The sequence below is a fragment of the Cognataquiflexum aquatile genome, from assembly GCF_003316845.1.
In the GTDB taxonomy this organism is placed as follows: domain Bacteria; phylum Bacteroidota; class Bacteroidia; order Cytophagales; family Cyclobacteriaceae; genus Cognataquiflexum; species Cognataquiflexum aquatile.
In genome coordinates this window covers 537,546-558,118 of sequence record NZ_QMIK01000001.1, presented here as the reverse complement: position 1 = coordinate 558,118, position 20,573 = coordinate 537,546, and the positions used below count along the sequence as shown (strand labels likewise).

The 20,573-nt window shown below is 40.6% G+C and carries 18 protein-coding genes; 9 read left to right on the top strand and 9 right to left on the bottom strand.

What is annotated here, in order from left to right:
* Window positions 1-5: 5 nt before the first annotated feature.
* Window positions 6-383 carry a response regulator gene (locus DQW11_RS02390; RefSeq protein WP_113922402.1) on the top strand — a complete coding sequence of 126 codons (378 nt, stop codon included), beginning with the start codon at window positions 6-8 and terminating at the stop codon, window positions 381-383.
* An 18-nt stretch (window positions 384-401) separates the two neighbouring features.
* Window positions 402-1,442 carry an adenylate/guanylate cyclase domain-containing protein gene (locus tag DQW11_RS02385; protein WP_113922401.1) on the top strand — a complete coding sequence of 347 codons (1,041 nt, stop codon included), beginning with the start codon at window positions 402-404 and terminating at the stop codon, window positions 1,440-1,442.
* Here DQW11_RS02385 and DQW11_RS02380 read toward each other — a convergent pair.
* The 3 genes from DQW11_RS02380 to DQW11_RS02370 form a co-directional block, all read right to left on the bottom strand.
* A complete protein-coding gene (locus DQW11_RS02380; RefSeq protein WP_113922400.1) occupies window positions 1,424-2,530 on the bottom strand; it encodes a DegT/DnrJ/EryC1/StrS family aminotransferase in 1,107 nt (368 codons plus the stop codon). The two genes, DQW11_RS02385 and DQW11_RS02380, sit on opposite strands and share 19 nt — an antisense overlap.
* Complete coding sequence (locus tag DQW11_RS02375) at window positions 2,505-3,797, bottom strand: glycosyltransferase family 4 protein (RefSeq protein ID WP_113922399.1); 1,293 nt, start codon at window positions 3,795-3,797, stop codon at window positions 2,505-2,507. Before DQW11_RS02375 ends, DQW11_RS02380 begins: the two co-directional genes overlap by 26 nt.
* Before the next feature lie 97 nt (window positions 3,798-3,894).
* Window positions 3,895-4,881 carry an aldo/keto reductase gene (locus tag DQW11_RS02370; RefSeq protein ID WP_113923173.1) on the bottom strand — a complete coding sequence of 329 codons (987 nt, stop codon included), beginning with the start codon at window positions 4,879-4,881 and terminating at the stop codon, window positions 3,895-3,897.
* A 75-nt stretch (window positions 4,882-4,956) separates the two neighbouring features.
* Here DQW11_RS02370 and DQW11_RS02365 point away from each other — a divergent pair, with 75 nt between their 5' ends.
* Both DQW11_RS02365 and DQW11_RS02360 read left to right on the top strand, forming a co-directional pair.
* Window positions 4,957-5,346 carry a Dabb family protein gene (locus DQW11_RS02365; protein ID WP_113922398.1) on the top strand — a complete coding sequence of 130 codons (390 nt, stop codon included), beginning with the start codon at window positions 4,957-4,959 and terminating at the stop codon, window positions 5,344-5,346.
* Window positions 5,347-5,398: 52 nt separating this feature from the next.
* Window positions 5,399-6,733, top strand: coding sequence for a S41 family peptidase (locus DQW11_RS02360; protein ID WP_113922397.1), 1,335 nt, complete (start codon window positions 5,399-5,401; stop codon window positions 6,731-6,733).
* Window positions 6,734-6,836: 103 nt separating this feature from the next.
* Here DQW11_RS02360 and DQW11_RS02355 read toward each other — a convergent pair whose 3' ends face one another.
* On the bottom strand, window positions 6,837-7,658 hold the full coding sequence (locus DQW11_RS02355; RefSeq protein WP_113922396.1) for an alpha/beta fold hydrolase: 822 nt from the start codon (window positions 7,656-7,658) through the stop codon (window positions 6,837-6,839).
* A 215-nt stretch (window positions 7,659-7,873) separates the two neighbouring features.
* On the opposite strand from DQW11_RS02355, the gene DQW11_RS02350 reads away from it, so the two are divergent.
* From DQW11_RS02350 to DQW11_RS02330, 5 genes are all read left to right on the top strand, one after another.
* On the top strand, window positions 7,874-8,491 hold the full coding sequence (locus DQW11_RS02350) for a TetR/AcrR family transcriptional regulator (RefSeq protein WP_232826655.1): 618 nt from the start codon (window positions 7,874-7,876) through the stop codon (window positions 8,489-8,491).
* The gene (locus DQW11_RS02345) at window positions 8,488-9,846 is read left to right on the top strand and encodes a TolC family protein (protein WP_113922395.1); all 1,359 of its coding nucleotides are present in this window, start codon (window positions 8,488-8,490) and stop codon (window positions 9,844-9,846) included. The genes DQW11_RS02350 and DQW11_RS02345 overlap by 4 nt, the downstream gene beginning before the upstream one ends.
* A 29-nt stretch (window positions 9,847-9,875) precedes the next feature.
* Complete coding sequence (locus tag DQW11_RS02340) at window positions 9,876-11,003, top strand: efflux RND transporter periplasmic adaptor subunit (protein WP_113922394.1); 1,128 nt, start codon at window positions 9,876-9,878, stop codon at window positions 11,001-11,003.
* 7 nt (window positions 11,004-11,010) lie between these two features.
* Window positions 11,011-14,430 (top strand): efflux RND transporter permease subunit, encoded by a 3,420-nt coding sequence (locus DQW11_RS02335; protein WP_113922393.1) that lies wholly within the window; start codon window positions 11,011-11,013, stop codon window positions 14,428-14,430.
* 133 nt (window positions 14,431-14,563) lie between these two features.
* On the top strand, window positions 14,564-15,067 hold the full coding sequence (locus DQW11_RS02330; protein ID WP_113922392.1) for a UpxY family transcription antiterminator: 504 nt from the start codon (window positions 14,564-14,566) through the stop codon (window positions 15,065-15,067).
* A gap of 21 nt (window positions 15,068-15,088) precedes the next feature.
* Here DQW11_RS02330 and xseB read toward each other — a convergent pair whose 3' ends face one another.
* The 5 genes from xseB to ligA are packed head-to-tail and all read right to left on the bottom strand — an operon-like array spanning window position 15,089 to window position 20,472.
* A complete protein-coding gene (xseB, locus tag DQW11_RS02325) occupies window positions 15,089-15,295 on the bottom strand; it encodes an exodeoxyribonuclease VII small subunit (protein WP_113922390.1) in 207 nt (68 codons plus the stop codon).
* Complete coding sequence (gene xseA, locus DQW11_RS02320) at window positions 15,285-16,601, bottom strand: exodeoxyribonuclease VII large subunit (protein WP_113922388.1); 1,317 nt, start codon at window positions 16,599-16,601, stop codon at window positions 15,285-15,287. The genes xseB and xseA overlap by 11 nt, the downstream gene beginning before the upstream one ends.
* Before the next feature lie 60 nt (window positions 16,602-16,661).
* Window positions 16,662-17,519: a 4-hydroxy-tetrahydrodipicolinate synthase gene (dapA, locus tag DQW11_RS02315; RefSeq protein ID WP_113922386.1), complete on the bottom strand. Its 858-nt coding sequence runs from the start codon at window positions 17,517-17,519 to the stop codon at window positions 16,662-16,664.
* The gene (locus tag DQW11_RS02310; protein ID WP_113922384.1) at window positions 17,513-18,013 is read right to left on the bottom strand and encodes a DUF6913 domain-containing protein; all 501 of its coding nucleotides are present in this window, start codon (window positions 18,011-18,013) and stop codon (window positions 17,513-17,515) included. The genes dapA and DQW11_RS02310 overlap by 7 nt, the downstream gene beginning before the upstream one ends.
* Window positions 18,010-20,472, bottom strand: a complete 2,463-nt coding sequence (ligA, locus tag DQW11_RS02305) for an NAD-dependent DNA ligase LigA (protein ID WP_113923171.1) — start codon at window positions 20,470-20,472, stop codon at window positions 18,010-18,012. The genes DQW11_RS02310 and ligA overlap by 4 nt, the downstream gene beginning before the upstream one ends.
* Window positions 20,473-20,573 lie beyond the last annotated feature (101 nt).

Here is a 20,573-nt window from a genome sequence, read left to right as displayed (position 1 = left end):
GTTTTATGAAAATTTTGATTGTTGATGATGAAAAAGATGTTGAAATGCTTTTTCGCCAAAAATTTAGGAAAGAAACCAAGTCGGGCAACCTTGAATTGATTTTTGCCTTTTCAGGTGCTGAGGCTTTAAGTATATTGGGAGAATCTGATCCGCCAAGTGTGGTCTATGTTTTTTCGGATATCAATATGCCGGGCATGACAGGATTGGAGCTTCTTGATCAGGTGAAAAAGAAATTTCCCCAGATTAGCGTGAGTATGATTTCCGCTTATGGTGACAGTGACAACTATAACAAGGCTATCAAATCAGGAGCAAAGGAATTTTTCACAAAACCGATTGATTTTGAATCCCTTCGAAAAGAGATTTTGGATTTGATTAACACGTAACATTTTGATTGAGTGATTATGGCAAAGATATTAGTAGTAGATGATGAGGCCGATTTGGAGATACTTATAAGGCAGAAGTTCAGGCAAAAAATCCGTGAAAATGAATACGAATTTGTGTTTGCCATGAATGGAAGGCATGCACTCGAGCAACTTGTGGAGCACAAGGATGTGGACATGGTCCTGAGTGATATCAACATGCCTGAAATGGACGGTTTGACTTTGCTTACCCGGCTGAATGAAAACAACTCCCTTTTGAAGTCAGTGATAGTGTCCGCCTATGGTGATATGGACAATATCAGGATTGCCATGAACCGTGGTGCTTTTGATTTTGTGACAAAACCGGTGAATTTTGCCGATCTAGAAATCACCATAGACAAGACCATCAAACACGTCAAAGGCATCAAAGAAACCCTAAAGGCAATCAAAGAAAACAACATTCTCAAAATGTATGTAGACGAAACTGTCCTTAATTTTATGGTGGGAAAAGACATGGAGTCGTCCTTCTTTGACAATGAAATCATTGATGGAACAGTAGCGTTTATAGATATTTGCGGATTTACAGCGATCAGTGAAAACGAACCCGCCGACTTGGTTGTCAACATGCTGAATGCCTATTTTGACATCATGGTGCAGGAAATCATCAATGAGAACGGCGCTGTTGACAAATTTATGGGAGATGCAGTTTTGGCGACTTTTAAAGGCGAAAAACATCTTGAAAGGGCTCTACGCGCATGTTCATCGATCAGGGCAAAAATACATGAAGCCAAAATTGGAATAGAGTCCGGAACCTATAAGCCTGATGTTTCCATTGGAATCAATACCGGAGATATGGTTTGGGGAAATATTGGTTCGGCCACACTCAAAAGACTGGATTATACTGTTATAGGTGATACGGTAAACGTGGCAGCTAGACTTCAGGCAGCAGCAAACAGGGGACAGATTCTAGTCAGTGAATCCTGTTATGAAGCAGCAAAAAATTCTTTTCACTTTGAAAAAGTCGGTTCGTTCGATTTGAAAAACAGGGAAAAGTCGGTATTGACCTATGAAGTCTTACCATAGAATAATTTTACTTCGAAGATTATGCGCATAACTTCCTTTTCTGTCAAAAATGGGTTTAGAGGAAGTGAAAGGGCTGAGGCAGTTATTTTCTCGGCAATAGAAAATTCTACCTCCTCTAGATAAGGAATCATTTTGGGAATTATGGTTGGGTAATGAATGGAAGTTCCTATCCCTTTTTCTTGAAGGAATTGCTTCAACTCATTTCTAAGCGTTGTTTGTATCACAAACAGATGGGCGTTGTGATCTGAATTTAAAATAGTATCGGGCAGGATCAAATCACCCGTTCCGGAAAGATGGTCTAGGTAGAGGGCAGCAAGATTTTTTCTCTTTTCTTGCCAATTTTTGAAATAATCCAGCTTGACATTCAAAAAACCGGCCTGAATGGAATCCATCCGAGCATTTCTTCCCACCATTTCATGTCGGTCCCGGATAGGCTGACCATGATTAATCAGCATTTGGATTTTTTTTGCAAGATTTTTATCTGAAGTTGTCACTGCACCGGCTTCTCCCAAGGCGCCAAAATTTTTGGAAGGATAAAAACTGAAACAACCAATGTCGCCCCAAACACCTGCACTTTTTCCATTTTGATGAGCTCCAAAACCCTGGGCATTGTCCTCAATTATTTTGATCCCTTTGTTTTTGGCCCATGAAGTTAACTTTTTCATATCGACCATTTTCCCATATAAGTGAACAGGAATGATAGCTTTTGTTTTTTGCGTTGCCAATTGATCCAAAAGATCCAAATCCATTAATCCTGAACGGTCTGTATCTATAAAAACAGGCTTAGCACCAACCAATTTTACCACTTCCGCAGTCGAAACCCAAGTCAGGGCAGGTACAATCACTTCGTCACCAATGCTTATTTCTAAGGCCCGAAGAGCGATTTCCAAAGCATCGGTCCCATTAGAGCAAGGGATAATGGTGCACTTCGTATCCAAAAAATCCGCAATCCTTAAAGCAAGCAATTCCACTTCTTCACCACCGGAAAAAATTCCCTTGGAAAGCATTTCGGAAAACTTCCGCTCCAATGCAGTCTTTAAATCTTGATCAAACAAGCTGAGGTCAAGAAACGGGATCGGTACATTCATCTAAGAGATTGGAAAGTTGAAGAGTGAGGTTTTTTCTTGAATATTTTTCGATGGAATCAGACGGACTAAAGTCTGATTTGGGATTAAAATCTTGAAGGAACTTTTTGATTCCCTTGAGATCGGTATGTGAAAATACCTTACCCGAACCCGAATTATCCAGGATTTTTGAGCTGTCCCCCTGAGGATCTCCTAAGGCAATGATGGGTCTTCCCGTGGCTATATATTCAAACAGTTTTCCGGGAATATTGCCCTGCGCATTTTTGGTGTCCGTCAATATCAGTAAGAGCAAATGTGCTTTTTGGTAAAACGAAAATACTGCTTCATGCGGAACATATCCCTCCAGTTTTACATGACTTTGAAACCAGGAATCTGAGTCAATGAGGGTTTTCACATTTTCAGATACCTTGCCGACAAAACGTAGAGTAACTTTTTTAGAATCGTTTTCAAATACTTCTTTTAACGCATTCAAAAAAGGAATAGGATTTCGGATTGCATCAATGACACCGGTGTATAGGATTTCTAAACCTTCCTCCGAGGGCTCGAGAGCTGACCAATTTCCCGGCAAATCAGCCGTGTCAAAACCGTTTGTCAACAAGTGGATTTTTCTACCTGAAAGGACTTTAAAGTCTTTTTGAAAAGTGGGACTGATGGTGATGATGGCATCAGCCTCATGGAGTACATTTTTTTCCAATGATTCGTGCTGTCGACGCACCCAATCAAGCATGGGAAGTGTGTCTAAAAACTCCCATTTGGACCAAGGGTCCCTGAAGTCGGCCAACCAAGTGATTCCGGTTTTTCTTTTGAGTTTTAATCCTATCAAATGCAAACTATGAGGTGGGCCTGTGGTAATGATGGCTTCAAACTGGCCTTTTTCAATCAAATCAGCCAAAAATTCAACAGACGGTTTTACCCAGAATTTTCTTGGATCAGGGATCAAAGCATTTGCCCTGAGCCAGATTCCGGCTTTGTCAGTGATGGACTTTTTCTTTTTTTCAAGGACTTTGGCGGTATCTGTGAGGGTTTCTTTTTTTATTTTTCTAAAAAGCCCATAGGGTTCCCAAATCGGGAATTTCAACACCTCAAGAGACGGGTTGATTTCTTTTACAAGACTTTCATCCTTGAGTTCAAAATCCGGATTTTCGGGAGTGAAGATGACAGGTTCCCAATCAAATTCAGGTAAATATTTTGCAAACTTCAACCACCGCTGTACGCCCGAACCCGCAGAGGGAGGCCAATAATAAGTGATGATAAGTACCCGCTTGGACATTTTGACAGTTGACAGTGTTCAGTTTACAGTAAACAGTTTGATAAATTTAGATATTTGGGTTCCTCGTTTTCGATTTTGGAAGCAGCCCCTTCAACCCTTACCATAAATGATGTATATCTGCCTTGAAATATTTGTCATAAATATTTTTGACAGCTTCCATTTCCTTGGCTGAAATCTCTGGAAGATTTGAAGCTTTTACGTTGGAATGAACCTGATCAATCTTGGAAGCTCCGGGAATAACGGTGCTCACCAAAGGAAACATCAACACCCACCTGATGGCCCAAGCTGCTAAAGGTTCTTTGCCTTGGAATATCTCCTTCAATTCTTCCACGGCTCTAAGTCCCTTTTGGTAATCTACACCTGAAAAAGTTTCCCCTTTGTCAAAAGCTTCTCCTTGTCTGTTGAACTGCCTGTGATCTTCCTTTGAAAATACAGTATCTGAAGTCAGTTTTCCTGTAAGCAGACCACTTGCCAAAGGGACTCTAGCGATTATCCCAAACCTGTCAATGTCTGGATGGGCGAATAATGTTTCGGAAGGTTTTAACCTGAACATATTAAAAATGACCTGTATGGAAGAAACGATTTCATATTTCATTGCGGCCAAGGCCTCATCAACGGTTTCCACGCTGACACCCATGGCACTGATTTTACCCTCTTCCTTCAATTTTTCAAAAAGCCCAAAAATCTCATCCCGACCATAAACAGGAGTAGGAGGACAGTGAAGCTGGATCAGGTCGATTGTATCTAAGCCTGTATTTTTTAAGGAGGCTTCTACAAATGCTCTCAGTTTATCCGTGGTATATCCTTCACTGACATGCGGTTGGATTTGTCTTCCGCATTTTGTGGCTACATATATTCTTTCAGGACTTTCCTTTACTGCTTTTCCAACTGCAGATTCACTAAGTCCACCGCCGTATACATCTGCAGTGTCTATAAAGTTGATTCCCCGGTCGATCGCGGCGTGGATGATTCTGTTGGCAAGTTTGGCATCAAAGGGTTTTCCCCAGCCTCCTCCGACTTGCCAAGTGCCCAATGAAATTTCAGATACGGACCAACCGGTTTTCCCGAATTTTCTATATTTCATGTGATTTCGATTATTTTGGATGTCAATTTCAGGAAGCAATTTAAATTTTTATCTTTAAACCTTTAAATTACCCTTATGAAATCCCGAAGAAAATTTCTCCAAACCTTAACCGTTGCCGGTGCGGCAGCAACTTTACCAATTTCACTTATGGCAGAACAAGCAGCAAAACAAAAAATGATCCACCAGGTATTTTTCTGGTTGAAAGATGGTGTCGATACAAAGGATTTTATGAAAGAGGCCTCAGTACTTGGCAAATGTAAGACCGTGGATAACTTCTATATGGGTGTTCCTGCACCAACAGAAGCCCGATCCGTAGTGGACCATAGTTATTCAGTAGCTTGTACATTGTTTTTCAAGAGCATAGAAGACCAGGATTATTACCAAATAGATCCCATGCATTTGGCTTTTATAGAGAAAAACTCAAACAAGTGGGCAAGCGTAAAGGTTTATGACTTTGTGATTTAAACCATTTTGGTCCTGAATTACGTATACCGAAGAAATCACCTTAAGAAAGCTTATGTTCAAAGTAAGATTATCCGTTTTGGGAATGCTGATGACCTCAGCCATTTTGTTTCTTTCCTGTAACCCAGAGGAGGAACAAGTCCCCGTTGTAGTGGAAGATGTTGTTAAAAAAGCAATTTTCGATTCCATGAAGGAATGGTATTATTGGGAAGGCGAACTGCCGCAGACATTGGATGTCACAAAATTTGCTTCCAATCAAGCTGTTTTGGATGAGTTGATGTTCAAACCTTTGGACAGGTGGTCTTATCTGACAACGAAGGCGGAGTTTGATGCAGCATTTACAGGCCAGGCTTCAGGTGCCCACGGTTTTAGCTTTGCCTTTGATAAGGATGAAAAGTTGTTTGTTGCTTTTGTTTTTGACGAAGGCCCGGCAGGAAAAGACGGATGGAAAAGAGGTTGGCAGATAGTTGAAATCAACAACAAACCCATTTCTGATTACAAAACCAGTACAGGAAGTTATTCATTTAATCTTGGTGCAAATCAGGTAGGGGTGACGAATACTTTCAAGTTCAAGTTGCCGGATGGTACAGAAACTACCCGCACAATCCAAAAAGGGGCATTTCAAACCAATTCAGTACTGTATAAAAATGTCTATGAAGTAGGTGCAAAAAAAGTTGGTCATTGGGTATATCAAAGTTTCAAGGCAACAGCAGGACTTAGTCCGACCAGAAGTCAGGAAGTGGAGGATTTATTCAATTACTTTATTGCTGAAGGTATCAATGAACTGATTATTGACTTGAGGTACAATGGCGGAGGATCCGTAGCTGTGACTGAGCAGATTTTGAATTATATCGCTCCGGCCTTAGTCAATGGAAGAGTGATGTATACCAACAAACACAACGGAAACAAATTTTCAAATAACAGAACTGTCAATTTCTCCAAAAAAGGGAACCTCAACCTTGACAGGGTGATTTTTATCACCTCAAGAGGGTCAGCCTCTGCTTCCGAGTTATTGGTCAATTGTCTTGAACCATACATGGACTTGGTTTTGATAGGGGACAATACCTATGGTAAGCCTGTCGGCTCATTCCCATTATCAAGTTTCAACAGGAACCTAAGCAGCAACAATGTGGAATTGGTGCCGATTACCTTTGCCATAGCCAATTCAGAGGGCAGGGCAGAATATTTTGATGGTTTCCCTGTCAATTTTGCGGTAGGAGATGATCCGGCGAAAAATTGGGATGACAAAGAAGAAAAGAGATTAAAGGCCGCATTGGAATTTATTGAAAGCGGCGCTGTAAATGCAAGAATGAGAGACACTTCTTTCAAACCAAAGTGGGAAATGATAGATGCATTTGAGGGGTTGATGAAGGAGTTTCCAATGTATTGATATCTTGAATTTATTTTGTAGGTATAAAAGACAAAAGCGGCGATCTCGCCGCTTTTGTTGTTTTTGGAAGTTTTTCTTAAAATCCCTATCCTTAAAATTTTTTTCAACGATTATAAAATCCTAAGTGTGTTCCGTTGGTTGCGAGAAAAATGGAAGTTTCTACAATCAAGGAATTATGACCTGAATTCAGTTCATGTAGGGATATATGGGGGATTTTTGAACTGAATCTGCTTAGATTTTCAGAAGTGATCATTTTGTCATAAGCTCCTGTAAAGAGGAATATTGGAGTTTGGTTCAACCGAATCATCTTTATGATTTGACCCAAATCGGGCTTGAGGGGTTTGAAAACATTCCAGGTAAAATATACCTGCGCTCTCATTGTTCGGGTGCCCATTTGGGATTTTACAAATTTGATGAGGCTGTTTTGGAGCAGTCCGAGTCCATGGAAAAAATCCATTGTCCTGAAAAACCTTTCAGGATGGAAAACCACATGTTTGAAGAGCTTGTTGAGAAATCCCGGGAAAGTGGCCATGTTGTACCAAAAGCCTGTTTTGATCCCATCAGGCGCCATCAGAAGCAGTGACTTTACAAAGTTTGGAAAGAGTTCATATGTGATGAGGCAAAATTTGCCACCCATGCTGTAACCGACGAGATGGAATTTTTCGAAATTTTCTTTTTCCATCAACAGAACCATGATTTCTCTCCAGATCTCTTTAGTCAATTTTTGATTTACCGATTTCCAGCTGCTTTGCCCATGGTAGAACATGTCAAATACAATATAACAGTCCGATTCCTTTCTTAAGGTTAAAAATGAATCATAAGCTTTCATGTTTTGGCCAAATCCATGAAAAAGCAGGTGGATATTCTTACCGCTCCCATGTTTTTTGTATGCCAAATGACCAAAACTGGTCTCAAGAAATTCCATTTTTTGATTTAAAATAAAATATAAACAAAGGTAACTTTTGTGAATTATTAATTTTCAAAATTAAGCTTTTTTGACATAATATATTGATAATAGTAGAAAATCAAAATTAAATATATTATTAAGTTAATATTAATCTATTTATCAAAATAATATTTTATAAAAAACTTTAGAAACTTTGAACTTTCAAATAGTTTCCTGAGTTTTGTCATCTAATTATGGAAAATTTGGAGACAAGAAATAAGATAATTGAAACAGCTGCCGAACAGTTTATGCGATTTGGCATTAGGTCAGTGACAATGGACGACATCGCACGTCAGGCTGGAATGTCCAAGAAAACCATTTATCAGGAATTTACCGATAAAAACCACTTGGTGTTTGAGACTTTCGCCGCCTCATTGGAGCATGACAAATGCATGATGGAGACATTTCCCAAACTCACCGATGGTACTATTGAGCATCTTGTGGGACTTTCCACTTATATGAGAAAGCGATTTGCAGATATCAATCCTTTGGTCATGAATGAACTTCAGCGTTATTTTCCACAATGTTGGCAGTTGTTTGAAGATTTTAAGCACAGTCACATTGTAAAGGAAGTAGAAGCTGTTTTGGTGAAAGGAAAAGAAGAGGGTTTTTTTAGACCCGAGATCAACAATGAAATTATCGCTTTGCTAAGAATGGAACAGATGATGATCACTTTTGACCCCATCAAATTTCCTCCATCAAAATACAATATGGTCGATTTGCAGATAGAAATTTTCGAACACTTTCTATATGGAATTTTTACAGAAAAAGGAAGAGAAGCATACTTAAAACAGAAAAACGAAAACCAATGAAAACCACAGCCAAAAAGCTCTTGGGAGTAGGGATATTCCTTTTTGCTATGTTGATTGAGGGACATGCCCAATCGGAAAAGGTCCTGCAGTTGACACTTGAAGAAAGCTTGCGGTACGCCCTGGAAAACAACGTCGATGCCAAAAACGCACAGTTGGAAACCATGATTGCCAAAGCTCAGATTGTAGAACGCCGGTCAGCGGGCTTACCCCAGGTAACTGGTAGCTACGACATCACGCACAATGCCGCCATTCCAATTGTTTTCGTGCCAAACGAAGGAGGATTTCAACAGCCGGATATTGATTCGGATGTACTTCCATTAAGATTTGGTGTGAATTATAGCTCGGCATTGGTCGTACAACTCAACCAGATGATTTTTGACGGATCTTATTTTGTGGGTCTAAAAGCCGCCCGTACTTATAAGATGTTGACAGAATTTGACAAGGAGAAAAGTGAAATCGATGTCAAGGAAACGATCAAAAAGGCCTATTTCTCAGTCTTGGTCAATGAACAGAGAAGTATTTTGATCGGAGCCAATCTTGGAAGATTAGACACATTGTTAAAAGAAACACAGGCATTGTTTGAAGCTGGTTTTTCTGAAAAAATTGATGTTTCCAGGATTAAAGTTCAGCGAAATAATTTGATAACAGAAATGGATAGGGTCAAAGCTGCACGCGATATCAGCATCCAGCTTTTGAAACTCCAAATGGGTCTACCTATGGAGTTTGACATTATTTTGAGTGAGAGTCTTGCAGACCTTAATAGCCCTCAGGAAATCAATGAATTGTTTGCATTTGAAGGTACCCGCCGGGTAGAAATGGATCAGATCAATACCAACATTGATTTAGTTGGGTTGGATATCAAATACACCACCTCACAGTATATTCCAAATCTTGATTTTTTTGGCCAATACCAGAGGAATGCCGCCGCGCAGTCCACAGGTTTGATTTGGGAAAGCGACAGGTGGTTTACGGGTGCGTTCATCGGGTTTAGACTGAGCATCCCGATTTTTGACGGTTTGTTGAAAAGCTCACAGATCCAGCAAAAACGGGCACAGATGAGCCAATTGGAAAACCAAAAACTGTTTCTTGAAAGCAATATTGAGGTAGAAAAATTCCAGGCAAGAACAAACCTTGAGAATAACTTACAGGCATTTAAGGTACAGCAAGAAAACAGGGAACTTGCTTTGGAGGTTTTCAGGATGGCAAAAATCAAGTACGATGAAGGTGTTGGTTCAAACCTTGAAGTAGTAGAAGCGGATTCAGCCCTGAAGGATGCCGAAACAAACTATTTCTCAGCGCTTTATGATGCTTTGATAGCCAAAGTGGATCTGGAAAAAGCATTGGGTTTATTATAATTTATCAAAAGAAAAAACATACAGAAAATATGAAAACGAATTTTCCCTTTTTAATCATCACCATTTTGGTTTTGGCTGCTTCATGTGGCCCCAAAGATGAGATCAGTATCAAAAAAGAAGAATTGGCTAAAATGAAGGCTGATGCTGCCAGTCTCAGGACATCGATAGAAACCTTGGAAAAAGAAATTGCGGTTTTGGATCCTGAGTTTGCTAAAGAAAACAGGAAATCCATTCTGATTTCGACAACCAAAGTTGAAAAAAAGCATTTTGAGCATTTCGTCGAAGTCACAGGATCGGTTTTATCCAAGAAAAATGTCAGTATATCAGGTGAGGTTTTGGGTAGAATCCAAGAAATCACAGCTGTAGAAGGAATGAGGGTAAGTAAAGGTCAGATTTTGGCCAAAATAGATGCAGAGACTATCCTTAGAAATATTGACGAAGTTGAAAAACAGCTTGAGTTGGCGAAAATTCTTTTTGATAAGCAGGACAGGTTATGGAAGCAACAGATTGGTACTGAAATCCAATATTTGGAATCAAAAAACAGGAAAGAAACGCTAGAAGCCAATCTCGCTTCGCTGAAGACCCAACAATCAAAAACTTTGGTGAGAGCGCCATTCAACGGTACGGTAGAAACTGTTCAGGTAAGATTGGGTGAATTGGTTCAGCCGGGTGTGCCTATGTTTCAGTTTGTAGGTGACAGTGACCTGTTTATTGAGGCTGATATTTCTGAAAAGTATGTAGGGTTGATTCAAAGAGGTGATTCGGTTGAGGTTAGTTTTCCTTCAGTGGAAAAAGACCTCAGGGCAAAGATTAGCTCAGTAGGAGCTATCATCAATCCTAATAACAGGACATTTAAGGTTGAAATCGCTGTTCCTTCTTTGGAATTTTTGAAGCCAAACATGATCTCAGTAATCAAAATCATGGATTATGAAAACAAAACTGCTGTAACTGTACCCAATTACCTGATCCTTCAGGACAACAAAGGTGATTATGTTTTTACGGTGGATGAAAGCCTGAGTAAGAAAAGGTATATCAAAAGAGGAAAAACCTACAAAGAGGTGACTGAAGTATTGGAAGGTTTGACAGGTACAGAAGTCCTGATAGACAAAGGGTTCAGAGAAGTGGGTGATAATTTTGTTGTAAACATTGCCAAGTAATTTTGTTATGGCAGAGATAGAAGAAAAGAAAAAAGGAGTTATCAGGGAATTTGGAATCAGTTCCTTTTCCGTTGACAATCAGATCTCCGTGCTCATTCTTGTGATCATCATCACAATATTGGGATTTGGGGCTTATAGAACGATGCCTAAGGAGAGTTTTCCTGAAATCATCATTCCTACAGTATATGTCGGTACAACCTATCCGGGAAACTCTCCCGTAGATATGGAAAACCTGATTACTAGACCGATTGAAAAGGAGCTTAAATCGCTCAATAACGTCAAAAACATCACTTCCACTTCTGTTCAGGATTTTTCATCTATAGTGGTGGAATTCAATCCGGGAGTGGAGATTGCCAAAGCAATCCAAGATGTAAAAGATGCTGTAGACAAATCCAAGGGCGGACTTCCAACAGATCTTGACCAAGAGCCTGATGTTTTGGAAATAAACACTTCCGATTTTCCGATTATGAACGTCAATATTTCAGGAGATTATTCTGAAGAGGAATTGAAAAAATATGGGGAATATCTGGAAGATGAGATTGAAAAATTAGGGGAAATTTCTAAGGCAGAACTAAGGGGAACAATTGAAAGGGAAATCCGTGTAGATGCGGATATTTACAAGATGGAAGCTTTAGGAGTATCATTCAGTGATATTTCCGATGCGATTTCTCAAGAAAACGTTACCATTTCCGGAGGAAATATTCTTTCAGGGGATTTTAGAAGATCTTTGAGGGTGACCGGAGAATTCAAATCTCCCGATGAATTGAATGACATCATCATCAAAACCGAGGAAAACAAGATTGTTTACCTCCGTGATGTGGCCACTGTCACAGATACCTACAAGGAAAGAACCAGTTATGCAAGAAGTAACAAACTGCCTGTTCTGACTGTCAACGTAATCAAAAGAAGTGGTGAAAACCTCCTGGATGCATCTGATAAAATCAAAGAGATTATCCAAGATGCAAAGGCCTCTAGATTTCCTTCTGATTTACAGATCAGCATTACTAATGACCAATCCAAGACCACAAGAGCTCAGGTAGCCGATCTGGAAAACAGTATCATCTTTGGGGTAATCCTGGTGGTATTGATCCTGATGTTTTTCCTTGGGTTTAGAAATGCTCTTTTTGTGGGTATTGCCATTCCATTGTCAATGTTTATTTCCTTCCTCATTTTAAACTGGCTTGGAATATCCCTGAATCTGATGGTTCTGTTTGCCCTGATTCTTGCATTGGGAATGTTGGTGGATAATGGGATAGTTGTTGTCGAAAACGTCTATCGTTTGATGTCTGAAGGATTATCACCAATGCGGGCTACTAAAGAAGGTGTGGGCGAAGTGGCATGGCCAATCATAACTTCCACTTTAACGACCTTGGCAGCATTCCTTCCTTTGGCATTTTGGGATGATCTTATCGGTGAGTTCATGAAGTACCTCCCGATAACCTTGATTATCGTATTGTCGGCTTCGTTGTTTGTCGCTTTGGTGGTTAACCCTGCGTTGGTTTTCGTTTATATGAAAGTCGAAAATGCGGACATTGTTAAGTCAAAGAAAAAGCCTTTGAGAGTGGCGCTAATCCTAGCCTTAATTGCTATAGGGGGATATACAGCAGGTTGGATAGCCTTTGCAAACCTGCTTATGCTTGCGGCAATTTTAACAGTGTTTAATGTTTTTGTCTTGCGGGGTGCCATCAGGTGGTTCCAGAATGAGTTTTTGGTTTGGTTGGAAAACACGTATGAATCCACTCTTGCTTTTGCCTTGAAGGGAAAAAATCCTTACTTCTTCTTTTTCGGCACAATCCTCCTTTTGGTATTCTCTGTTGTTCTCCTTGGAATCAGGGCTCCAAAAATTCTATTCTTTCCTGATAATCAACCTGCATTGGTCAATATCTTTATTGAAAATCCCATAGGAACCGATACGGAAGCTACCAATTCATTTATGGTGAATAAAATGGAAGGAGATTTATTGAAACTGCTTGAACCGTATGGTGCCATCATCGAGTCTGTAATCACCCAGGTAGGTGAAGGAACGGGTGATGAATCCATGGGTCCGAGCATTGCCAATACTCCCCATAAAGCAAAAATTACTATCAGCTTTCTGGAATACCAGTACCGCCAAGGCATCAATACCAATAAAATCATGGAAGAAATTCGTGAGTTGGTGGAAATTTACCCCGGCGTTTTGGTGACTGTCAATAAACAGACAGCTGGCCCGCCGGTTGGAAAACCGGTAAATATTGAGGTGAGTGGTGAGGATTTCGACCAATTGATAAGCTTTGCAGGGCAGTTTAGGGAAGACCTTGCATCTGCTAACATTGCCGGAGTTGAAGAATTGAAATCCGATCTTGAAATGGGAAGTCCTGAGGTGATTCTCAATATTGACAGAGAAAATGCCAGAAGGTTCGGGCTTTCTACAGCCACAATCGCCAATGAATTGCGGACTGCCTTATTTGGCCTTGAGGTATCACGATTTAAAGAAGGAGAAGAGGATTTTCCTATCCAACTCAGATTGAGTGACGAATACCGTTATGATATTTCTTCTTTGCTCAATAAGAAAATCAGCTTTAGGGACAAGTTTGGAAACAAAAAAGAAGTTCCGATTTCGGCTGTAGCTGATTTGCAATATGGTTCGACTTATGGTTCTGTGAAAAGAAAAGACCTAAACAAAGTAATCACCATCTTTTCAAACGTAACCGACGGCTATAACCCTACCGAGATCAATAACCAATTTAAAGAGTTGGTCGCCCAATATGAAATTCCGGAAGGTGTGACGGTGAAATTTACAGGAGAGCAGGAAGAGCAGGCTAAATCTACTGCATTCTTGCTGAATGCCTTGTTCATTGCCATTGCTATGATATTCCTGATCATCGTAGCCCAATTCAATTCAGTGACCACGCCATTGATCATTATGGCCTCTGTAGTGCTGAGTACCATCGGTGTTTTCTTGGGCTTGGTTATCTTCAATATGGACTTTGTCGTCATCATGACGGGGATCGGTATCATTTCCCTTGCAGGGGTTGTGGTCAACAATGCCATTGTACTGATTGATTATACCAACTTGGTTAGACAAAGAAGGAGAGAAGAGTTGGGTACTCCAGATGGGGAATTCCTTCCATTGAATGAACTGCTTGGAAGTATAATCCTTGCAGGAAAAACAAGATTAAGGCCGGTATTGCTTACAGCGATTACTACGGTTCTGGGTTTGGTTCCATTGGCGATAGGTATGAATATCAATTTTGCTACATTATTCAGTTCATTCGATCCTCAGTTTTATGTTGGAGGAGATAATGCAGCGTTTTGGGGACCGATGGCTTGGACAGTAATATTTGGTCTAACCTTTGCGACCTTCTTGACGTTAGTAGTCGTACCTGTCATGTATTTATTGGCAGATAAATTAAACATGTTGATTCGTAGAATGAAATCGCATGATTAAATAAAGGTTGGTGGTTTTTAAATGTTAAAACCCTCGGAGTAATATTCCGGGGGTTTTTATTTTTTTAAGGAACAAGTTATGGCTGCCAAGACCTGAAATTCCTTATTTTTGCAGGCGTAAATTCAATTTTTATATGTCAGAATTAAAGTGGTTTGTGCTTTACACTACCTCGAGGTCAGAGAAAAAAGTAGCCAAAAGACTGGATGAAATGGGTATTGAGGTCTATTTGCCAATCATTGAGGAATTAAGACAATGGAGCGACAGGAAGAAGAAAGTTCAAAAAGCGCTTTTCAACGGGTATGTTTTTGTTAAAACCAACCGTGCAAAATTATGGGAATCACTTCAGGTACCGGGAGCAGTTAAGTTTGTTAATTTTTCGGGTGAACACGCTACTGTCAGGGATGAAGAAATTGCGACCATCAAGAGGATTCTAGAGACCGGAGTAGCTGTCGAAACCGATGGCTCCGATATCGAAGCCGGGGAGCAAGTGGAGATTTTGGGAGGGCCGCTCCAAAATATGAAAGGGGAATGCGTCAACAAAGGCAATAAAGATTACTTTATCATCAGAATTCCCGGAATCAACCAAAATCTTTTGGTCAATATTGAAAGGAAATACCTTAAAGTTGTCGGAACATAAACCTGATTCCCTGAAAAATTCTCAATTCTCTTCCATATCATCTTCCAAAGCTTTTGCTATTTCCGATTCTGTTGATTTCAGCTTTTTTTTACAGTTTTTGACCAGAGCTGCTGCTTCTTTCACAAGTTCAGACAATTCGTCCATTCCTTTTTCTCCGCTTTCGAGGATCAAAACGATTTCCTCGACTCTTTGGATGGCTTGATCATAACTTATTGCTTTATTTTCCATAGTCTTTGATTTCGTTGATTGTGCTTGATAATATCCTGTTTTTTGAAAATGTCTTTAATTCCTGACCCTTCTTGGGCACTGTCTTGTGAATCGGGATTCCATCGATTTCTGACCGGGTATACCCTTTTTCAAAAAAAGTATTGGGGTCAGATTTAATCAGATCCTTTTCCAAAAATTCGAGTTTTTGGTTTTCTTTTTCAAGATAAATCTTCCATGACTTACTTAAATTTTGGCTTAAATTAACCAGGGATAAAGTGCTGATTTTGATTTTGTTTTGGTAGGAGGATTGGATTCTCTTTTGAAAAAAAACCAGCTTTTCTCCATTTTTACCAAGATTGAATCTGACAAGGTTCTTCAACCTGTTTTCGATATCCATTACTCTCCTGTCTTCTTGTATCAACATCTGTCCCGCAAACCTGCTCAGGTTTTTTGTCCAAAGGTTGAGCCTGTCCTCAAAATCCCTAAATCCTGAAAGGATAAATTCAGCAACTGCAGTAGGGGTTTTCATTTTGGTGTGGGAAACAAGATCCGCGATGGTTTCATCCCGTTCGTGGCCTATACCTGTCAACACCGGAAGCGATGATTTTGCAATAGAAAGGGCAAGTCCATAATCGTCAAAGCAATCCAAATCCAATTGGGCCCCACCGCCACGGATCAGGACAATAATGTCATACTTTTCTTTACTTTGATCAGCTTCAATTTTTTGAAAAGCGGCAATTATTGTTGCCGCTGCATCTGTTCCCTGTAGAGTGGCTTGGTATAAACTGTGTGATACTTTGTATCCAAACCTATTTTGCTCTATTTGGTTGACAAAATCCCCATATCCGGCTGCAGAAGCAGAACTGATGACAGCGATTTTTTGGGGAACCGTCGGAAGCGAAAAGCGTTTATTCAGCTCCATCATTCCTTCTCTGGAAAGCCGGTCAATGATTTCCTGACGGATTCTTGCCCTTTCACCCAAAGTGAAATTGGGATCAATGTCCTTGATATTGAGGCTGATTCCATACAATTCATGGAAAGTCACTGTAACCTGAGCCAATATTTTCATTCCGGCACGGAGTGATTGACCGGTAGTAGCTTGAAATCTTCCTGCAATAGTCCTATAGGAATAAGCCCAGATATTTGCCCGCATTTTGGCCGCAATCTGATTCCCTTGCTTTTCTACGAGATCGAGGTAAGCATGACCTTGTCCTGCCTGTTTGAGTTCCCCGATTTCAGCTACAATCCAATAAGATGGTTCAAGATGAACCTCTAATGTTTCACGGATCAGTTGGTTAAGCGCTAAAAGGGAAATGGCCTGCTGCATGTCGGAAATTAGTCAAAAAATAGGGTAGGGGCAATATTTGTTCAGAATTGCCCCCAATTATTAGTTTACCAGATTCTTCAAAATCCTTTCTTTCAGACTTTCTGTAGCCTTTACCAAAGGAAGACGAACTGTTTCTCCGCAGATTCCCAAATGGCTCATCAGAAACTTCAATCCGACCGGATTGGCTTCTTCATACATCATCGGGTTGATATCCAAAAGCTTGAAGGCTGCCTCTTTTGCTTCGTCAAGATTGCCGTGGCAGATGGTTTTGAAAATAGCAGGATAAGCATTCGCCAACACTGAAATTACGCCCTGACCACCGATTACCCTCATGGAGGGAGTCAGAATGTCATCTCCCGAAATAAGAAGAAAATCCTTAGGCATCCTTGCTGCAATCCTCATGCATTGGGAAAGATCACCACTTGCCTCCTTCATTCCAATAATGTTGGGATGTTGGGAAAGGTGAACAGTCGTCTGAAAAGCCACATTGGACATGGTCCGACCAGGTACATTGTACAAAATCACCGGAACAGGGCAAGCATCAGCTATGGCTGTATAATGGGCAATTATTCCTGCCTGCGTCGGCTTGTTATAATATGGACTGACAGAAAGAATAGCGTCAATCCCTGAAAAATCTGTTTCTTGGATTTCTTCCAATACTCCGGAGGTGTTATTTCCACCGATACCATACACGACAGGAATCCTGCCGGCATTGTATTCCAAAGCCGCTTTTAGAACCTGTTTTTTTTCTGATTTGGATAAAGTTGCACTTTCGCCTGTAGTGCCACATACTACCAAATAATCTACACCTCCGTCAATGACGTGGTTGATTACATTTCTCAATCCTGCAAAATCAATTGATCCGTCTTCAGAAAATGGGGTGATTAAGGCCACTCCCGTACCGTGTAACTTCAACATGTCTCTTTTATTTTTTTGAAATAAGCCATCAGCTTTTCAAGGTTTGGCATCAGGTTATCACCTTCCATTTTTATCATAAAGTCCAACAAGGGGCTGTTTTCACCCGAATGGAAACCCATCTTGAACCTGCAGTTATTAGCGAGCAGCAAATAACGCAAATATGGGCTAAGGTGTAAAGTCGGTACCAAAATAAAATCGAGTTTTTCCTCCATAAACTCATTGAAGTAATCGGTGGGCAAACCCCAAATGGAAAAATAAATCGGGCAAATGGCTTCCGCATCTGTATTTTCTTCGGAAAAATATCCACCAATAATCCTGATATTGAATCCCCATATTTTTCTTAGCATCTCTTTTGACTCCAGAAATTCCTCCTTGTTAGATGCCAAAATCGCTACCCGCCTAGGATTGGTAGGAAAAGCAACTTCGTTTTTTTTCTTGTTTTTGAGGGCTTTCTCCAATTGATAGGTGATCATCCTGTCTTTGATCCACTTCATGGTGTTATTGGTTTTTCTACCATTTTGAGGAATTCTTCTTCAGAGATCAATTTGATCCCCAATTTCTCTGCTTTTTCTTTTTTGCTTGGTCCCATTTCTTCTCCCTCTATGATAAAATCGAGTCCTTTGGAGACGGCCTTAAGATATTGGCCTCCGTTGGCTTCAATAAAATCAATGATTTCGTCCCTTTTGAAATGGATGAGTCGGCCAGAAGCAAGGATTTTCATTCCCTCCAATTTATTGCTTTGCAAAACAGAGGTACTTTCCTCAACCTCAAACCTCAATCCCTTTTCTTTCAACCTTTGGATCAAAAGCAGGTTTTCTGTATCTCGGAAATAGTCCTGCAAACTGATGACAAGCGTTTCTCCTACGCCATTTATTTGCAAAAGCTGTTCGGAATCGGCATTTTGCAATGCATCAATATTCCTGAAATACCTCGCAAGAATCTGGGCGGTATTTTCCCCGATATTCCGGATTCCCAAAGCAAACAAAACCCTTTCAAAAGATTGGTTCTTTGAGGCTTCAATCCCTTCGATCATATTGCTGATAACCCCTTCCTGAAAGGTGTTGGCTTTAAGCTTTTTGATCCGGTCTTCCTGTTCATGTGTAAGTTCAAGCTTCATCTTTAACAGAATTCCATGGACAGTGTTTTCATGGTAAGCGGCCTTTGAGATTTCCGCTAAGCTAGATCTGTTTCCAATCAAAAGACTCAAAACCAAGGCAACAGGCACATAATCCTCCAAAACCGGAAATTCGGAAGTCATCAGGAGATTTTCTAGGAGCTGGACAGTGCCTACATTCTGTGCAGTTTTCTTTTTGCTGTTTCGAATAAATGCCTGAAAATTCTGAAGCACATTCAGCAGTGGTTTTTCGGATTGACTTTCACAGAAACTTTGGATTGCTGTCAATGAAATTCCTTCGGTTAAGGCGAAGAATGCCTTTGGCAAAGAGATATATAGCAAGCCATCATCGGTTTTTTGATATTGGTCTTGGCTCATTTCGAGTCCGAGGAGGTTTTCCTGAACAGATTCCAATTCGTATATATCTGCAGGATTTCTGATAAATCCCTGATCGATCAAAGTCCTGATCCGCTCAGTACCCAAAGAGTCGATGTCCATTGCCCTTTTATGGACAAAATGCTCAATTCGCCCGAGAATCTGCGGCGCACAACCTTTGGCATTGGGACAAAAATGCTTTGCTTCGCTTTCTTTTCTTTCAAGTTTGGTTCCACATTCCGGGCAATGGTCAATATATTGATTGGGTTTTGATCCGGGAATTCTTTTGTCCAAAACGACCTCGGTGATCTTGGGGATGATTTCGCCGCCTTTTTCTACCTGCACCATGTCGCCTTCATGCAATCCAAGTCGGAGGATTTCATTGGCATTGTGAAGAGAAGCTCTTTTGACGGTTGTTCCGGCAAGGTGCACAGGGGCAAGGTTGGCTACGGGAGTAATGGCACCGGTTCTGCCTACTTGGTAAGAAATGGAGAGTAATCTTGTTGCTGCGCTTTCGGCCTGATATTTATATGCAATTGCCCATCGTGGAATCTTTGCGGTGAACCCCAATTCTTCTCTTTGGTCATAGTCGTTGATTTTCAACACAACGCCATCGGTATCCAAAGGGAGTGAAAAGCGTTTTTCCTTCCAGTCTTCAATGAATGTAAGCACTCCTTGAATATCCTTGTATTTGGAATGGGTAGGGGAGACATTGAACCCCCATTTTTCGATCAATGCAATGGCTTCGTCGTGTTTGGTAACTCCGATATCCTCGCCCAATAATTGGTAAAAGTAGCAGTTAAGCCTTCTTTTGGCGACTACAGCGCTGTCTTGCATTTTGACTGTGCCAGAAGCTGCATTTCTAGGGTTGGCCAAAGTCGCTTCACCCGATGCTTCCTTTTCAGCATTTATTTTTTCAAATTCTTTTTTTGGCAAAAACACTTCTCCCCGTACCTCAAACCGGTCCGGAATATTGTCCCCATGGATTTTCAAGGGGATATTTCTTATCGTTTTGATGTTTTCGGTGACCACATCTCCACGTGTTCCATCTCCGCGTGTTACAGCACGGACGAGCTGACCGTTTTCATAGACCAAACTGATGGCCACACCGTCAAATTTCAATTCACAGAAATACTCATAATCACGGTGTCCCAATCCTTTGGCTACTCTTTCGTCAAAAGCCAAAAGGTATTCTTCAGAATAGGTATTCCCTAAAGAAAGCATTCTGTAGCCATGCTCGGCTGTTTCAAATTCCTTGGTAATCGTTCCGCCAACCCTTTGACTTGGGCTATCAGACTCAAGGAATTCAGGGTATGCCTTTTCCAGTTTGACCAACTCTTCCAATAACCTGTCAAACTCAAAATCGGTGATTTCCGTCCTATCCTCCTGATAATAAAGATGGTTGTGGTAATTGATTTGCTTGGTGAGTTCAGCAATCCGAGCTTTGGCCTCAGTTGGGTTCATGACGGTATTGGGATGAAAATTAAAAGGTAAGATTCCAAAATTAACTTTTGTCAGAAGAAAGACCAAGGAATCTTTTTGGGTAATTGACATTTTACACCATA

What these genes read in the sequence shown, in the direction of transcription:
- DQW11_RS02385 (WP_113922401.1), top strand. Translation starts at nt 402, where the DNA reads ATGGCAAAGATATTAGTAGTAGATGATGAGGCCGATTTGGAGATACTT.
- DQW11_RS02335 (WP_113922393.1), top strand. Translation starts at nt 11,011, where the DNA reads ATGGCAGAGATAGAAGAAAAGAAAAAAGGAGTTATCAGGGAATTTGGA.
- DQW11_RS02365 (WP_113922398.1), top strand. Translation starts at nt 4,957, where the DNA reads ATGAAATCCCGAAGAAAATTTCTCCAAACCTTAACCGTTGCCGGTGCG.
- DQW11_RS02370 (WP_113923173.1), bottom strand. Translation starts at nt 4,881, where the DNA reads ATGAAATATAGAAAATTCGGGAAAACCGGTTGGTCCGTATCTGAAATT.
- DQW11_RS02360 (WP_113922397.1), top strand. Translation starts at nt 5,399, where the DNA reads ATGTTCAAAGTAAGATTATCCGTTTTGGGAATGCTGATGACCTCAGCC.
- DQW11_RS02390 (WP_113922402.1), top strand. Translation starts at nt 6, where the DNA reads ATGAAAATTTTGATTGTTGATGATGAAAAAGATGTTGAAATGCTTTTT.
- xseA (WP_113922388.1), bottom strand. Translation starts at nt 16,601, where the DNA reads ATGCAGCAGGCCATTTCCCTTTTAGCGCTTAACCAACTGATCCGTGAA.
- xseB (WP_113922390.1), bottom strand. Translation starts at nt 15,295, where the DNA reads ATGGAAAATAAAGCAATAAGTTATGATCAAGCCATCCAAAGAGTCGAG.
- DQW11_RS02380 (WP_113922400.1), bottom strand. Translation starts at nt 2,530, where the DNA reads ATGAATGTACCGATCCCGTTTCTTGACCTCAGCTTGTTTGATCAAGAT.
- DQW11_RS02310 (WP_113922384.1), bottom strand. Translation starts at nt 18,013, where the DNA reads ATGAAGTGGATCAAAGACAGGATGATCACCTATCAATTGGAGAAAGCC.
- DQW11_RS02375 (WP_113922399.1), bottom strand. Translation starts at nt 3,797, where the DNA reads ATGTCCAAGCGGGTACTTATCATCACTTATTATTGGCCTCCCTCTGCG.
- dapA (WP_113922386.1), bottom strand. Translation starts at nt 17,519, where the DNA reads ATGTTGAAGTTACACGGTACGGGAGTGGCCTTAATCACCCCATTTTCT.
- ligA (WP_113923171.1), bottom strand. Translation starts at nt 20,472, where the DNA reads ATGAACCCAACTGAGGCCAAAGCTCGGATTGCTGAACTCACCAAGCAA.
- DQW11_RS02355 (WP_113922396.1), bottom strand. Translation starts at nt 7,658, where the DNA reads ATGGAATTTCTTGAGACCAGTTTTGGTCATTTGGCATACAAAAAACAT.
- DQW11_RS02345 (WP_113922395.1), top strand. Translation starts at nt 8,488, where the DNA reads ATGAAAACCACAGCCAAAAAGCTCTTGGGAGTAGGGATATTCCTTTTT.
- DQW11_RS02340 (WP_113922394.1), top strand. Translation starts at nt 9,876, where the DNA reads ATGAAAACGAATTTTCCCTTTTTAATCATCACCATTTTGGTTTTGGCT.
- DQW11_RS02350 (WP_232826655.1), top strand. Translation starts at nt 7,874, where the DNA reads ATGGAAAATTTGGAGACAAGAAATAAGATAATTGAAACAGCTGCCGAA.
- DQW11_RS02330 (WP_113922392.1), top strand. Translation starts at nt 14,564, where the DNA reads ATGTCAGAATTAAAGTGGTTTGTGCTTTACACTACCTCGAGGTCAGAG.